Source organism: Paenibacillus dendritiformis (assembly GCF_021654795.1).
GTDB lineage: Bacteria > Bacillota > Bacilli > Paenibacillales > Paenibacillaceae > Paenibacillus_B.
Genome location: NZ_AP025344.1, coordinates 4,134,668 through 4,149,795 on the forward strand (window position 1 = coordinate 4,134,668; position 15,128 = coordinate 4,149,795).

The following is a 15,128-nucleotide window of genomic DNA, read 5'->3' on the forward strand; positions in this document are numbered from 1 at the left end:
TCTTTATTCGTTTTCAGAAAAAATAGAGAAGATCCGATAACTCATTTATAATCATATTGGCTTTGCATTCGCCGGGAGCAATTTTTTTTCGGTTTCGATTTATAAATACGGATGTCCAGCCGGCATTATTCGCCCCGTTAATATCCGATGTCAGAGAGTCACCTATAAATACCAATTCTCCCCTCTTTAATTTCAATTTTTCTTCTGCAGCCTTAAAGATTTCTTTGCTTGGTTTCGCATAGCCTATATTGAATGAATAGATAGTACATTCATCGAAATAACCTGCCAAATTCAGTTCGTCCAAGGATTTATTATTCCAGCAATAAGCATTAGAAATAATGCCTAACTTATAGTTTTTTTTTAAATCATTTAGAATTTTTCGAGAATCCGGAAACAACTGAGCTTCTGATTTATGGGAAGCAATGATCTCGATAATATCGTGCGGTCTCGAATATCCGACATCCATACAGAAATTTTCGGCTAACCGATGAAAATGATTGTTTTGGGTTAAAAAATGTTTTGCAATATAGGGTTTCAATTCATTTAATTCAATTTGAAGTAATTTGCTTAACTTAACGATCATTCTCTCATTTGTATTAAATTGAACTAGTGTCCCCCCAAGATCGAAGCATATTCCCTTAATCATCTTTGTCTCGCCTCATTAGATTTCTTCAATGCATGAAACAAAGCCATCAAATCGGTTTTGGAGGTCTCATAAAAACTCATCTCTTCATATAACTGATTTGACTTCTCATGATTATCTGATCCGCGGGTGACAAATAACCCGAGTTCTTCTGCTTTTGTCTTAATATGATCCATAGTTGCATGGCGGTTCCTCTTATTCAATTCAAGCGCACAAAGATTAATATCCATATTCAGACAATCTCTCATTAAATGGAGCTTATCACCATTAGGATGTGCAAAAACCGTAATCCCTTCTTTAAAAAGTTCATTGATTTCAAGCTGGCCATAATTACGAATTGACAAATTACCGCTTGTGTCATGCTCAGGATAGTCCTCATCATCGATACCCCTAACAGAAAAAAGCGGTGACAAGAGCCTGGACGGGTACATGGAACTTCCAAAAATATGTTTATACTTGCTTTTGAATCGATTAATGGCTAATGTTCTTAATTTGGCTCTTGTTTCAGACGGGTCCGATTTAATGTCCTGCTCGATATGACTTACTATTTCCCCTAATGGAATGTTGCAAGGTTCTAGCTTGGCATGAATATAGGAAATCAGGGATGGATATTCCGGTGTTGATACTTTGCAAGCTTTCAAGTATTGTTCATACTCAGAAATAGAAAAATGTATATGGTATTGATTTGAAAAATAGTTTAAAGTCTGATTCCTTTCAATTTGATCAAATTGCCTTTCTGCTCTCCTCCAAAATGCAGCTATATTATTCTCAAGGTTGTTTTTCAAGGCCGTGCTTTCTGGATTAAAACCATATTTCAATATATGGCACATATCTCCATACTCTTTATACCTTACGGTGAATTCAATTCCTGGAATAATAATTGGAATGGATCTTCCTATTAAAGAATATTCCCTCACAATATCTTTTATAATGTGATATGCCTGAACAGAATCGTGATCGGTAATGGAGATCACATCGAACTGGAGCTCCGCAGCGCGCTCAATGATGTCTTGTACCGTCTGCTTGCCATCTGCAGAAAAGTCTGAGTGGGTATGCAGATCAACGTAGTAAATATATTGATCTTTATCTAGAAGCGCTTGGAGCTGATTAAGACTTTCCAAATTATACTGTTCCCAGAAAAATATAGACAATATTCAACACCTCCTTAACCCCCGTTTATTTCGAGACAATATGCCGAAACTTCATTTCTGAGTTGTTCTTTCAAGCTTTTGACATCGACATCTTTCAATTTTCCGTATTTGACCAACATATCAAGTGAGAGTATCGCAATTTGATAGCGGCTTACGCCATTTCTGATCATTTTATAAAAATCCGGGGCGGAACTGTCGCCTTCATCTTGATAGCCGAGAATACGAAAATTAGTGACATGGAGCCTCTCGAATAGCAGAGCTTTCATTGCGGAAGGATAACCATGAAAGTTAAAAATAACTGGTAACCTCGATGGAAAAATGGTCTCGAAATGTTCTTGTGCCAGAGCATGCCCAAATATTTTAGGAGAACCAAGTACAGTAATGTCGATAACGGAAACAAATCTAACTTTAATCTCAGGAACCATCAGTTTTAAAAGCGCAATACTCTCTATGCATTCCCTTGTCGGGTAGTCCCCTGCAGCAGCAAAGATAATGTCAGGATGAGCATCAGAAAAATGACTCCATTCAGCTATTCCCTTACTTACCTGTGCCTGTGCTTGTTCGATAGTCGTCCATTGCGGCATTTCCCTTTTCGAAGAAATGATGACGTTAATTCGATTGTCACTTTTTAGACATGCATCCACACAAGCTAATAAAGTGTTGGCATCACTTGGAAAATAACATCTTACAAATGAAAAGTTTTTGCCCACAGCCATATTAATAAATTCAGGATTTTGATGTGAATACGTATTCGCCCAACACACACTGGTTAATAAATAATTGATGGAAGGGACAGACTCCCTCCAAGAAACGTTCTGTGATTGCGACAGGAATTTGGCATACTGAGTCATCATGCTTCCAAATATCGGAGCAAACGCCTCATATGTGGGTAAGATGCCTCGACGTCCGGTTTGCAAATACCCTTGCAACCACCCGTGGCATACATGCTCACTTAAAATTTCCATAATCCTTCCATTTAAAGCGGTATCAATCTCTTCTAAACCAATTCGGTTATATGCCTTTTTTGTATGTAGCAAAATGCCCCCCAACCCATTTGAAACCAGTTCATCAGGCGACATAATTCTAAAGTTCTCGTTCTTCTCGTTTAAGTTGAACACTTCACTTAAGTACGGAACAATAATTTCGATATTTTTCATATACTTTTTTTCTATGGGGCTGATGGCATGTTTTTTTACGCTTGGGAAAATGAGTTCTTTTACGCTATCCTTAATTCTGGTTAGGCTTTGCCCTATTCGTTTGTTGCCTGCAGGTATGATGCTCCGAATTGCTTGGGAAAGAGAACCGTTGTCATCGAATAATTCAACTGGATTATAAGATTTTAACCAATTTTCCAGTAACTCAACGGAAGAGCAGGGAGCAGGAACAGGATTTTTGTGAGAGCTCGCCCTCCCTTCACTAAAAGGACCAGTCCATCCCTTCGGTGTTTTGAGTATCAGCATCGGCCACCTCACATCTGGAAGGCTCTTCTTTTTAATCCCGTTAATTTGCATATACGCCGTTTCCAAGGCAGCGTAGATTTCGAAGTGATTTCCAGTTACCAACAAAGGAAGATAACCTAATCCCGTAAAATAGGAAATAAGTTCTTCATTTGTCAAGGTCGACAATATTGAGCGCCCTCCCATCCTATATCCGTTTAAATGAAGGATTGGGAGGACAACCCCTGATTTTTCCGGGTCCAAATATTTATTGCTTTGCCATGCTGCAGCTGTAGGCCCCGTCTCAGCCTCTCCGTCACCAACTATGCATACCGTTATGACTTCCGGCCGATCCAAGACAGAGCCATAAGCAACGCTCAATGCATAACCAAGTTCGCCACCGTCAACAATAACGCCGGGAAGATGGGGACTTACCTCTGTCCGGAATCCTTGACTGTGCCCAAATAAATATGTTAAACGCCCAACTCCAGGCTCATCTACGGTGAGTTCGGGATAATACTCTTGCAGCGATCGCTCGAGGAACAAATTAGAGAGCAAGGCGCATGCCGCATGCCCGGGGCCAACGACCAGATTTACATCCACATCGTACCTGCAAATAAAAGCATTTAAATGCGCATAAATAAAGTTAATTCCAGGACTGGTTCCCCAATGTCCAGGCACCACCTCTTTAAGATGTTCCGCTTTTAACTTCTCTTTCAAAAAAAAGTTCTGTTTCAAATACATTTGAAGCACCGTGATGTAATTACTAGCCCGCCAATACTTGTCAATCAAATCAATTTGATCGGACTTACTTAAGTATTTTTTAGCATGAAGTAATGTATCACCAGTCATCTTGTAACCCCATTTTCCATAAGATTCAACTCAAATTCTTGATGCCATTATTAGGTCATTGACGTGAGCAATTTACACTATACTTCTTCATGGACAACAGGTTTTTAAAATTTAATTTTATACACGCACATTATTTATTGATATTTATAATCATACTACCAATGGTAACATCTGTAAACGTTTTTTTTTGCATTTTACTTTTGGCTTAGCCCCTCCTTCGAACGGCAGCCGCTCTAGAATCCAAGCGTGAACGTAAAGGTCGCGCCCTCATTCTCCTTGCTGTCGGCATATATTTTGCCGCCGAGCCGGTCGATAATCGCTTTGGCAATCGGAAGTCCCAAGCCATAACCGCCGTTCTCCTGCGTTCTGGCCGGATCAGCCCGGTAAAAACGGTCGAACAGCTTGGACAGATGCTGGGGCGGGATCCCTTTGCCGCTGTTTTTTATGGAAAAGGCAAGGTGATGCCTTGTTTTTTTCATCGTAATATGAATATGGCCTTTCTTCTCCGTATACTTGATCGCGTTATCCACGAGGATCGTAATAACCTGCTTCACTTTTTCGCAGTCGCTTTTGACGATCATGTTCGGTTCCACTTCCTGCAGCAGCGTAATCTCCTTCTCGAACGCCACCGCCTCCATCGCCAAGATCACATCGCTTACCATTTCGCTCATATCAAAAGGGGTAACATTCAATTTGAGATTGATGTCCTCCGTCTTCGCGAGATATAAAAGATCGTTCACTAGCCGGCCTATTCTCTCGGTTTGGTTCTTGATATAATCCAGCCATTTCCTCTGGCTCCGAATCGTCTCTCCCTCATTGGCAAGCAGGGCATCGGAATTGGCATTGATAATGGCGAGCGGCGTCTTCAGTTCATGAGAGACGTCCGCAAAGAATTGCTTTTGCTTCTCCCAGGTGTCGGCAATCGGCGCGATCGACCGGTTGGCAAAGAACAGACTAATCGCAAAAATGACAAACAGCATAAGGAGACCGACAATAACTAACGTCGTCAGAAGCTCCATTAAGGTGTTATAGGACTCTGTTACATCTAAAAAGGCAATCTGATAATGATCTCCGTTCGCATTGACCCTGAAGCTCTTTCCGTTTTCATAAGATATCAGCGTGCCGTTCATCGGAGAGAGTTGATATTGCCATCGCTTATCGTCGAGTGAGATCGTGCCGCTCCCCTTTTTCCCGCCCCTGACAAGCTCGGCGGCCTTATAATAGGTCTCCTCCGGCATATCAATATAGGAGATGACTTTCATGAGGACTCCTTGCGAATTGACAATCATGTTGAATGAAAGAGTAGATTCGGAAGGAACGACACCGATAACTACCTTCTCCCTGGCGGCAGCGTCCGGCAAGTTAAGATAGGCCGCGTTAGGTTTGGAGGAGATCAAGTCCAATTTATTTTGATTTTCGCTACGAATGTTGTTAGAGGTCGTAAAATAAATGACGGCAAAGGCGCCAATCATCACGATAGAAATGATGGACATATTCAGCAGCAGAAGCCGGTTCCGCAGTTGATTAAACATAGGATTTCCCATCTTTCGGCGTTTTTAACAGATAGCCTGCGCTTCGCACCGTCTGAATCCGAACCCCGGAATGCAAATGGGTTAATTTTTTGCGCAAAAAAGAGATATACACTTCCACATGATTATCCTCCGCGTCGGCGTCGTATCCCCACAGCTTCTCGATGATCGAATCCTTGGATACAATCATTCCTTGGCGAGTCATTAACAGCTCCAGCAATTGACTTTCTTTCAAGGTGAGCTTGAAGTTCTTGTCTCCGCAGCTAAGGTGTAAGGAGAAGGGATCGAGCTCAATGTCTCCATATTGCAAAACGTTTTCATGGATCGGCACATTTTTGCGGCGTCCCAAGGCACGCAGGCGGGCCAGCAATTCCTCCGTCTGAAAAGGCTTGGCCAAGTAATCATCCGCTCCGCTGTCAAGACCTTCCACCTTGTCTTCGGTTGAGCCCTTTGCCGTGAGCAGGATGACCGGAGTTTGAATGCCGCTTTCCCGCAATTCTTTCAGAACCTGGAGGCCGTTCATTTTGGGCAGCATAATATCGAGAATGATAATATCATAAATATCGGTAAGGCCGCAGTCCAAGCCGTACTCCCCGTCAAACGCCAAATCTATGGTGTAATTTCTTTTCTTGAGAACCTGTTCCATGGCTTCGGCCATATGCTTTTCATCTTCGACCATTAAAATCCTCACTTGCATCCCCCATTGTTCGGTTATAAGCGCCTGATATATCGCCAGTCTGCAGCGTTTGGCGCGGGTCCGTTCGCTGCTGCGACGACAATATCCGCAACCTTGGGGTTTTCACCCCATCAGTTGCGGATTTGTGCGCTGCTTCAAGCCATGTTATTTTTTGATTTTCACGCCTTCAGGGGCTTGTTCGCTCCAAGTCTGGCCGCCGTCGGTAGAGAACAGCTTCTTGCCGTTTTCCAGCTTAACCATCACGTTATTTTTCATTCCTTCTTCCGAGGTGACCTTAGTTTGAATGATGACGTTCCCTTTTTCGCCCTTGTTCAAGGCCGGCATCCCTTCCGGCGCCGTCTCGCTCCAGGTCTGGCCGTCATCCGTGGAGTACAGCGTCTTGCCGTTCTCCGACTTGATCATCACCTTTGATTTAATTCCGTCTGCGGACGCCAACTTATGTTTGATTTGCATGTTCCCTTCGCCCATTTGGCCGATTTTGATTCCTTGCATATTGGCAGGAGCGTTCTCGTTCCAAGTCTGCCCGCCGTCCACAGAGTAGGAGACGACTCCATTTTCATGCTTTACGAACATCGCATCGCTGGCTCCTTCGGCCGCAAAGGTGGTTGTTCCCGATCCTAATGTAAGAGCAAGCGCTCCGCACAGGATGGCTGCGCCCGCTTTCTTTTTGGCTGTGTTCATTGCGTTAATCATACACGATACCTCCATGTTTGCTTTTTTTTGTAGACAGCTGCCTTACGATTTCTAATTATAAGCACCTTACCTTTAACGAACCTTAAATGAAAAAAACTGGCTAGAAGCAGGCCTGATATGCTCCCCTCTGCGGCAGACAGGTGAAAGAAATAGAACCCAACGGATTATGCCGCTACTAGGCAGGGCGGGCCAGCATACGCGTGGCGAAAGGCAAAGCCGCAAAAAAGAGCGTTGTGTTGGCGGAATTGATTTGGGGAGAGAAATCCTGCAAAAGTGCAGCAATTATCACCCAACCGCGGCGCACAGTGAGAATCCTGCAAGAGTGCAGCATTTTCCCCCATTAATGTGCTTGTTTGGTTCATTCGTCATGAATTGATGTATTTTTGCAGGAATTCTAACAAAATACCCTATTTGGGCGGATAAATAATGTAAATTTGCAGGATTCACTCCTCAGCACAAGAACAAGAAGCGTGCGCGCATCGCGGCATAGACAGCTTAAAAATAAAACAAACTTGAGTCCAAGCTTCCGCCAGTCCGCAGGCTGGTCGAATGAAGTCTCGTTTTCCGAATCTATCATGTTCAACCGCTGTCCGTTTCAAATCGGCTGTGACAATCATATCAATGTATAGTAGAGCGGGCAGAGATTCCACGCATAAAGGTGGGGTGAAATGACAAAAATTTTATATTTGGGAGAGATTGGTTATCAAAACGCTGGCGATCAAGTCATGTGGGATGTGTTCCGGCAGCACTTCAACAAGCATCTCGACGCGAGCCGCTTCCATGTCGCCGGATCACTGGCCAATGCAGCCGACCCATTGGCATTCGATGCCGTCGTGCTTGGGGGCGGTTCTTTAATCTCTCCCCTCTATCTTTCGAAGCTCGAAGCAGCGTTTAAGGGCAGCACGCCGTACTATATTTGGGGTTCCGGCGTGGATAAGCTGGTACCTAAACATATTCTGGACGCCATGCTTAACAGCGCTTCGCCGCCTGCCGGGCTTATCGTTCCCAGCATCCAAGGCGATATATTCCGGAACGCCCGTTACGCGGCCGTTCGAGGTCCTCTTAGTCAAGCCTTTCTCCAAATGGCGGGCGTCCCTGCGGAAAGCATTGCGGTGAGCGGCGACCCTGCACTGCTGCTCACGCCTGGAGAAGCAAAGCCCGTCACGCACGACCCGCCCCTGCCGGGCGACAGGCCCTGTATTGGCATCAACTGGGGCACAGCGAGGAATGAAATCTTCGGCAATGACGAGGCTTCCGTGGAGGACAAGTTGGTCACGGCCGCCAAGGAATGGATCCGGCAAGGCTATTCCATTCTTCTTTTCGCCATGTGGCCTAACGATATCCCGGCCAACCGACAGCTGATGCAAAAAATAGGATTCGAGAATCGCGTGCATCTATATGAAACCGTAAATCCATACGAATTAATGAGCATTATAGGCCAATGCAAATTTACGGTCGATTTCAAATTACATGCCGCGGTGCTGTCGGCCGTCATGCGGGTCCCTTTTATCGCGCTGGGATACCGGTTCAAGGTGTATGATTTCGCCGCTTCCATCGATGCGATCCGTTACGTTGTATCGACCGATAGTTCGACCCTTGGCTATGAGCTGATGCATTTATCAAGCCTTATTGAAGAGAACTATAGCGAGACGGTCGCCGCACTTGATCAACGAGTCGTCCATTATCAAAAAATGAATATGTTGGCGGAGCCTTTCTTCGAAAGGTTAAAAAAGGAGGTTGAAACAAAATGAGTAAGCAGCCGCAGCGTATTTTGATGTGTTACGGAAAGACCCCATACACGCCGGGAAGCTATCTGGAAAGGGCATTCGGCAACATCGGGGTCGAGGTCGATGTCATTACGGATGCCGCCGACTTCTCCGCCGTGGATACCCAAAAGTATGCAGCGGTTCTGTTCGTCGAGAGTCCTACCCGCCCCCGGGTTGCCATTAAACACCGGGAGCGGATCCAAGTGCCCGTTCTCTTCTGGATCCATCATGGAGAGAATCGGCTCGCGGGCAATCTGGAGATGTGCGATATGTACCGTCCCGATATCCTGCTGATGTCGCATTCCTTGCATCTTGCATCCCGCTTCCAGGTACCCATCCGCTTCTTTCCGTTCGGGGTAGATCCCCATTTGTTTCATTCGGCTATCCCTTATGCGAAGCGCGCCATCGACGTTTCTTTCGTGGGTACGCAGGGACATCACCTTTATAAAAACCGGAATGAAAGTCTTCGCTTCATTGAGGAGAATCTGCAAGGGAAGGCAAAACTGTCGCTCCGGAAAAATATCTTCCTGGAAGATCTGAGCAAACATTATGGAAATTCGAAAATCGTCTTCAACCAAACCGCCGATACCATTAAATCTTTTAACATGAGGCTCTTCGAAGGAATGGGGTGCGGAGCCTTAATCCTGACGGATGACACTCCCGAACAATCGGCGTTGTTCGAGAACGGAGTCCATTATGTTCTATATGATTCGAAGAAAGATATGATTGAGAAGCTGCAGTATTATTTAAGCCATCCAGACGAAGCCGCCAAGATCGCGGCCGAGGGGCAGCGGCATGTTGTCCGCAATCATACGTATGAACATCGGGCCCGCCAAGTGCTGGATCTTATCAAAGCTTTGCGGGGCTGGACGAGCCGGAATTAGGAACAACGCACGCTTGCGGCGCCCTTCTTGCAGAGGCCGATAAGCCTGCAGACGGCAGATGCCGCTGCAGGCTTTTTCGGATAGAGTTGCCGCTTACCGGCAGAAATGGGCATCGGCGCTGAGCTCGGACAGAAACGCAGGATACTCACATCGGATAATGTCAGCGGGAAAGGCAGGTTCCACCGCGCAAAGAGACAGACAATATTCATCATCGACATGATATTGTTTGAAAAAAAAGCGGGGCGCCGCATCAGCCGGAGAACGGAGACAGCACTCCCCCTGGTCTGACTTGTGAACGGAAAAGGAATCCAGCGGGATAGACAGGCCCTGTCCGCGCAGCTTGACATAGCTTTCCTTCAGTGTCCATAAATCATAGAACAGCTTCAGCCTGCCTTCCGGCGGCTCCTTCTCCAGCTGCTCAACCTCTTCTGCCGAGAAAAATCGCCTCGCGACGCTCAGATCGATAGGCTTGATCTGCTCCACATCAATCCCCACCTCTGTATCATGCACGGCACAGGCAATCCACTCGCCGGAGTGGGAAATATTAAAAAACAAACGATGCTCCGAAGCGAGCTCCGGCTTGCCGTAACGGTTATATTGAAACCGGATGCGGGAATTGGGAAGCCCCGTTCTCTCTCCGATGATTTTGCGTACGAGCACCTCCCCCAGCAAGCTCCGGCAGGCGTCGGCTTGGTGATGGAAGCGGTTGATTTTGTCCTGCCGGTCCGGGGGGAGCAGCCGCAGCAGCTGCTGGAGCGTCGCTTGCTCCATCGCCTCGGGAACCCTCATCACGAATATTCCGATCTGCCGATTCCCGTCCCCCTTGGAATTGGTCAATAAGGCTTCCTCCCTAACGATTCCTGTCAATCTCATCCGCCCCTCTCTCATCATGTTCTGCTCCTGCGCGCGTAAACTCCTCGTATTCGACGACGTATTCAAGGCCCGGCTCATGGCGCTCGGTTCGTTAGCCCATGCGCGGCCGCCTCCTGCGCGCAGCTTGTCCGTTCCCATTCCGTTATCGCGCCCGTTGTCTCGAAAATTGCTCCAACGCCCTCTTTGTCATTTCCGCTTCATAACGCCCCATATCGAGACTCACATTTTCCTCAAAACCATCTTGAACCTCGCCGTCAAAACGGTACAGCTTTTTTAGCAGGGCCCACAGTTGCTCCATTTCTTCCAAGGTGAAAGGATGAGAAAGATCGGCAAAGAAGCTTACGGAGCTTTCACCCGATTTCAGCATCACCTCTTTTCCGGTCTCGGTAATCGAGATATTCACGGCGCGTCTGTCCAATTGGCTCGGCTGCGCGACAATATAGCCTTTCTTTTCAAGGGAGGATATCATTTGCCTTGCGCTCTGCTTGGTCGTGCCAAGCTTATTGGCAATATTAATAATCGTCGCTTCCCCCTCCGGCAGATGAAGAACCGCAAGCATGACCATAAACTGTCTTGATGTGATGTCGGATAAGTATGCGTCTCCTTTGGTTTGCAGTTTGTTGGCCAGCGCGAAGAGCGTGCCGTAAATTTGCTGAATGAGATATAATTCCTTCACATTATCCAAATGGAATCGCCACCTTATAGACATGTCTGCCAGGATAAAACAATCATTCCCATTATACCAGTTGCTGGTATCGAATGGTTGAATAAATCTCGGCACATCAAAACAGAGGCTTCCCGATGCGGGAAGCCACTTCGCGTTGGAAGGATGAACTTGTTCGCGCCCGCAACGGTTACGTTACCGACACTTTTCCTTTAAACAGTTGGTGGAGCACCATCGTCGTGACGCCGATGACATAATTGCGTTGGCCCAAGCTTGCCGGAGCGACCCAACTGGAGTCATATCCCCCGTCCACCGTATATCTGGCGAGATGCGCATGTATCCTCTGCATGCATTGGGGCGACTCCATGAACCAGCCGTCCAAGATGACCTTTTCCGGGCCGATCAGATTCATCATCACCGCCAGGGCTCTGCTCAAGAATAACAAGCTCCGGTTCATTAACGGCTCGACCCAGTCCTCTCCGCGTTCATAGGCTTGAACCACATCCTCGATCGCAAGGGGGGCAGGGAGGCCGCGCTTGGCCGCCCTCTTTTGCGCCTGCTCCACCACATATGCGCTGCTGAACCATCTGTCCTGGAGCAAGGATACCTCGCCCGCTCTTCCTTTGTATCCGGAATACACCTGGCCATTCACGATCATTCTCGCCCCGACCCCTTCATAGACCCATACGTACAGGACGTGCTTCACGCCGGGACTCGTCTCCAGGTAATATTCCGCGAACGCCGCGGCATTCGTGTCATTCATGACGTACACAGGCAGATCATAATAGCGGGCTCGGAGCAGCTTCACAATCTCGAAGTCCTTCAACCGTAAAAAGCGCGCATAGGTTATCGTGCCGCTGCTCTCATCCACAATGCCCGGTGAAGCGATGCCGATGCCTTTAATCAGGGACAAATCGCTGATGCCCGCCTTCCGGACAATCTCGCCGATGCAATGCAAAATCGTCTGGAGAACCTCATCATTGCCTTTGACGGCAGGAACGGCAAGTTCAGCCACAATCTCGCTGTGGAAATTGGACAGCGTGCAATAAAACCGTTGATTGCCCAGTCCGACCGAGATGACAAAGCCTTTATCTTTGCTGATCTCCAGCCGGATGGCTTTGCGCCCTGCGCCAGCCGATGCCTGGGCGCCCGATTCGACAATATAGCCTTCGTCGATCAGTTCATCGACCAGGGATGACACCGTCGTGGCGCTCAATTTGGTCACCTTCGCCATATCGGCGCGGGACATCGCTTTTTCCCGGTGAAGCAAGCTTAATATGGTCGCCCGGTTGATTTCTTTCATGAGATAGACGTTACCTCTTACATGCTTCATCTTCGTGCCTTCCTTCTAGGTAATGTTGCTCGCAATAAAAGAAACCCCCAGTTCCCATCATGCGTCTCGTTACTTCATCAGTTCTTTATTCGCCTCATACGCTTTGTTCTGGATCGCCTCCAGCTCGTCAAAACGCATCGACTTCACTTTCTCCACAAATTCATCGAACTTGGACAACGGCTCCTGTCCGATAATAAACTTGCTGATCATCTCGTTGACATACGTATCGATCTGCGTCTTGATCTCGGTGCTGGTCTCGAAGTCGTCCTCGATATACTTCAAGGCAGGCGCCGGATCGCGGAAATAATCCTGCTCGACATAACAGAACAGCTGCTTGGCCGCGTCCTCGCTGACCGCCGAAGCGATCTCATAACGCGGGTCCTGGCGGAAGCCAACCCAAGGCTGGGCGCCGATCCGGTGCAGCGCCTTGGCCGCGCCGTCCGGATTCTTCAAAATCTTGTCGGTATATTTGAGCGTTCCATCCGCTTCCTTCGTATAAGAGTCGCCCTCAATGCCGAAGTTGAACAGCAGCTGGCCTTCATCGCTGTAAGCGTACTCGAATATTTCTATTGTTTTATCGACATTCTTGTTCTGGCTGCTGATGCCCCAGGCGACCGGCACCACGATTTGCTGCTGTCTGCTGGTCAGCGGCCGGTCGCCCTTGTTCATGACAGGCGGAGGCGTAACCTGGAAGTTGAAGCCCTGGATGTTCTCCACTTCCGGTCTGGCATTAAAGCCGGCCACATAGCCGATCCAGTGATTGGTGGCGCCGACCTTGTCATTGAATACCATCGAGGTGTAATCCTTGTCCTGGCGAGACAGAAGCTCTTTATCCAGCAGTCCTTCACTATACCATTTATTCATCGTCGTCAAAAATTCCTTGGCGCGCGGATCGATTGGCGTATAAATCATCTTGCCATTCTCCTCCATCCAGCGGCCATCCTCGTTCATATCAATGCCCCAGGCATCGGCGAAGTTCAAATAAAAATTGCCGGCCGTAGCAAACGGCACTTCATCATTCGGATCTCCGTTGCCGTTGGCGTCTTGCTCTTTGAACGCTTTTAACGTATTATACCAGTCGTCAATCGTTTCCGGAACCGGCAAGTTCAGACGATCGAGCCAATCCTGCCGAATGAGCGGTCCTTCCGACGTCCGAACGGCGGACAGCATCGGAACGGAATAAATATTGCCATCCGCATTGACGATCTGGGATCTCGCGATTTTATCATCGACCAAATATTTTTGCAGATTCGGCTTATCCTTAATCAGATCGTTAAGCGGGATGAACACGCCCTGCGGACCGTACTTGTTGAAGTTGGCAGGCGCATCCGCGATGATATCCGGATATTCATTGGAAGAAATCATAAGCGGAAACTTGTCGCGCATCGTCTTGGCGTCGCCGGTAATAAACTCGAATTCAACGTTGAACTTCTTCCCGATCTCCTTCCAGACCAACGTCTCATTGGAATACATTTCATCCGTAGCCCGGCTGGCAATGAACATCGCCAGCTTCACCGGCTTGCCGTCAGAGCCGCCGCTCTGATTGTCCGACGGCGCTTCCCCTTCGGCCCCTCCCCCGCAGGCCGATGTCAGGAGAGCCAGGATCATCGCCATGATCAATACAGATACTCTTTTCTTTCTCCATTGTCTGTGCATGTTTACGACCTCCACTTTACATGATTCATGCTCTCTGTTTCAGGATTCGGTCTAGCTTTTCACCGCGCCGATCATCACCCCTTTCACGAAATACTTTTGCAGAAACGGATAAGCCATAATGATCGGCAGAGCCGTCACTACGATAGCCGCATATTGAATCGTAATCGGCAGCACGCCGGAGCTATGTACGAGCGCCGCCTCCATTTCCTTATCGAACGTGCTGTCCCGGATAATCCGGACCAACAGGACCTGGACCGGCATCAGCGATTCCTTGCTCAACAGGATCAGCTCCCAGAAGAAGGAGTTCCATTTGCCGACCGCATAATACAAGCCAATGGCCGCCAGGACCGGCTTCGACAGAGGCAGGGCGATTTGCAGAAAGATCCGGATATCGCTGGCCCCGTCAATCTTCGCCGATTCCTCAATCTCCTTCGGCAGACTCTCGAAGTAGGTCCGCACGATGATGATATAGAACGTAGACAGCGCGGCATACAGCAATATCCCGGTGCGCGTATTGAGCAAGTGCAGATCCCTCATCACCATATAGAACGGAATCATGCCCCCGCCGAACCATAAGGGAACCGCCAGGAACATGGCCGCGAAATTGCGCATCTTCCAGTTTTTCCGGGACAGCGGATAGGCCGCCATCGTCGTCAGCAGCAAGCTCAGCAATGTGCCCGCCACCGTATAGAAAATCGTGTTCGCATAGGCCACGATCATTCCCTTGTAGCTCAACACCGCCTCATAAGCGGACCAATTCAGTCCTTTGGGCCAGAGCAGCACTTCATTGCGCATGACGCTATCGGTATCGCTGATAGAGACGGACAGGATATAAATAAACGGGTAGAGCATCACGATGCACATGACGATAATAAACAGATAGATAAAAGCAAAATAAAGGGCATCGCCGGCGTCCACTCTTTTTTTGGTCTTAAGCATGTTCTCTCCCCC

13 protein-coding genes are annotated in these 15,128 nt (G+C 47.8%); 2 read left to right on the forward strand and 11 right to left on the reverse strand.

From position 1 onward, the window contains the following. Positions 1 to 13: 13 nt before the first annotated feature. The 6 genes from L6439_RS18305 to L6439_RS18330 all read right to left on the reverse strand — a co-directional run bounded on the left by L6439_RS18305 (position 14) and on the right by L6439_RS18330 (position 7,001). A complete protein-coding gene (locus L6439_RS18305) occupies positions 14 to 646 on the reverse strand; it encodes an HAD family hydrolase (RefSeq protein WP_213471583.1) in 633 nt (210 codons plus the stop codon). Beyond that, positions 643 to 1,794, reverse strand: a complete 1,152-nt coding sequence (locus tag L6439_RS18310) for a PHP domain-containing protein (protein WP_213471582.1) — start codon at positions 1,792 to 1,794, stop codon at positions 643 to 645. The genes L6439_RS18305 and L6439_RS18310 overlap by 4 nt, the downstream gene beginning before the upstream one ends. A 14-nt stretch (positions 1,795 to 1,808) precedes the next feature. Beyond that, entirely contained in the window at positions 1,809 to 4,082 is a 2,274-nt protein-coding gene (locus L6439_RS18315) for a phosphoketolase family protein (protein ID WP_213471581.1), read from the reverse strand. Positions 4,083 to 4,315: 233 nt separating this feature from the next. Beyond that, positions 4,316 to 5,614 (reverse strand): sensor histidine kinase, encoded by a 1,299-nt coding sequence (locus L6439_RS18320; protein ID WP_213471580.1) that lies wholly within the window; start codon positions 5,612 to 5,614, stop codon positions 4,316 to 4,318. Then, positions 5,607 to 6,290 carry a response regulator transcription factor gene (locus L6439_RS18325; RefSeq protein WP_237096530.1) on the reverse strand — a complete coding sequence of 228 codons (684 nt, stop codon included), beginning with the start codon at positions 6,288 to 6,290 and terminating at the stop codon, positions 5,607 to 5,609. The genes L6439_RS18320 and L6439_RS18325 overlap by 8 nt, the downstream gene beginning before the upstream one ends. Positions 6,291 to 6,452: 162 nt before the next feature. Further along, positions 6,453 to 7,001: a WD40/YVTN/BNR-like repeat-containing protein gene (locus L6439_RS18330; protein WP_168178878.1), complete on the reverse strand. Its 549-nt coding sequence runs from the start codon at positions 6,999 to 7,001 to the stop codon at positions 6,453 to 6,455. Between the two features lie 668 nt (positions 7,002 to 7,669). On the opposite strand from L6439_RS18330, the gene L6439_RS18335 reads away from it, so the two are divergent. After that, entirely contained in the window at positions 7,670 to 8,752 is a 1,083-nt protein-coding gene (locus tag L6439_RS18335) for a polysaccharide pyruvyl transferase family protein (protein ID WP_213471579.1), read from the forward strand. Then, positions 8,749 to 9,651, forward strand: coding sequence for a CgeB family protein (locus tag L6439_RS18340; protein ID WP_213471578.1), 903 nt, complete (start codon positions 8,749 to 8,751; stop codon positions 9,649 to 9,651). The genes L6439_RS18335 and L6439_RS18340 overlap by 4 nt, the downstream gene beginning before the upstream one ends. Before the next feature lie 93 nt (positions 9,652 to 9,744). Here L6439_RS18340 and L6439_RS18345 read toward each other — a convergent pair whose 3' ends face one another. The 5 genes from L6439_RS18345 to L6439_RS18365 form a co-directional block, all read right to left on the reverse strand. Beyond that, positions 9,745 to 10,488 carry a 4'-phosphopantetheinyl transferase family protein gene (locus L6439_RS18345; protein ID WP_237096531.1) on the reverse strand — a complete coding sequence of 248 codons (744 nt, stop codon included), beginning with the start codon at positions 10,486 to 10,488 and terminating at the stop codon, positions 9,745 to 9,747. Positions 10,489 to 10,666: 178 nt separating this feature from the next. Continuing rightward, complete coding sequence (locus tag L6439_RS18350) at positions 10,667 to 11,233, reverse strand: MarR family winged helix-turn-helix transcriptional regulator (RefSeq protein WP_210429337.1); 567 nt, start codon at positions 11,231 to 11,233, stop codon at positions 10,667 to 10,669. 145 nt (positions 11,234 to 11,378) lie between these two features. Continuing rightward, entirely contained in the window at positions 11,379 to 12,521 is a 1,143-nt protein-coding gene (locus tag L6439_RS18355) for an ROK family transcriptional regulator (protein WP_213471576.1), read from the reverse strand. Positions 12,522 to 12,590: 69 nt separating this feature from the next. Next, positions 12,591 to 14,177: an extracellular solute-binding protein gene (locus L6439_RS18360; protein WP_213471575.1), complete on the reverse strand. Its 1,587-nt coding sequence runs from the start codon at positions 14,175 to 14,177 to the stop codon at positions 12,591 to 12,593. Between the two features lie 51 nt (positions 14,178 to 14,228). Beyond that, positions 14,229 to 15,116, reverse strand: coding sequence for a carbohydrate ABC transporter permease (locus L6439_RS18365; protein WP_168178883.1), 888 nt, complete (start codon positions 15,114 to 15,116; stop codon positions 14,229 to 14,231). Positions 15,117 to 15,128 lie beyond the last annotated feature (12 nt).

Bases quoted from the DNA above. Each gene is read 5' to 3' on its own strand.
- L6439_RS18305 (WP_213471583.1), bottom strand. From the start codon at position 646: ATGATTAAGGGAATATGCTTCGATCTTGGGGGGACACTAGTTCAATTT.
- L6439_RS18315 (WP_213471581.1), bottom strand. From the start codon at position 4,082: ATGACTGGTGATACATTACTTCATGCTAAAAAATACTTAAGTAAGTCC.
- L6439_RS18320 (WP_213471580.1), bottom strand. From the start codon at position 5,614: ATGTTTAATCAACTGCGGAACCGGCTTCTGCTGCTGAATATGTCCATC.
- L6439_RS18325 (WP_237096530.1), bottom strand. From the start codon at position 6,290: ATGGTCGAAGATGAAAAGCATATGGCCGAAGCCATGGAACAGGTTCTC.
- L6439_RS18330 (WP_168178878.1), bottom strand. From the start codon at position 7,001: ATGATTAACGCAATGAACACAGCCAAAAAGAAAGCGGGCGCAGCCATC.
- L6439_RS18335 (WP_213471579.1), top strand. From the start codon at position 7,670: ATGACAAAAATTTTATATTTGGGAGAGATTGGTTATCAAAACGCTGGC.
- L6439_RS18340 (WP_213471578.1), top strand. From the start codon at position 8,749: ATGAGTAAGCAGCCGCAGCGTATTTTGATGTGTTACGGAAAGACCCCA.
- L6439_RS18350 (WP_210429337.1), bottom strand. From the start codon at position 11,233: ATGTCTATAAGGTGGCGATTCCATTTGGATAATGTGAAGGAATTATAT.
- L6439_RS18355 (WP_213471576.1), bottom strand. From the start codon at position 12,521: ATGAAGCATGTAAGAGGTAACGTCTATCTCATGAAAGAAATCAACCGG.
- L6439_RS18360 (WP_213471575.1), bottom strand. From the start codon at position 14,177: ATGCACAGACAATGGAGAAAGAAAAGAGTATCTGTATTGATCATGGCG.
- L6439_RS18365 (WP_168178883.1), bottom strand. From the start codon at position 15,116: ATGCTTAAGACCAAAAAAAGAGTGGACGCCGGCGATGCCCTTTATTTT.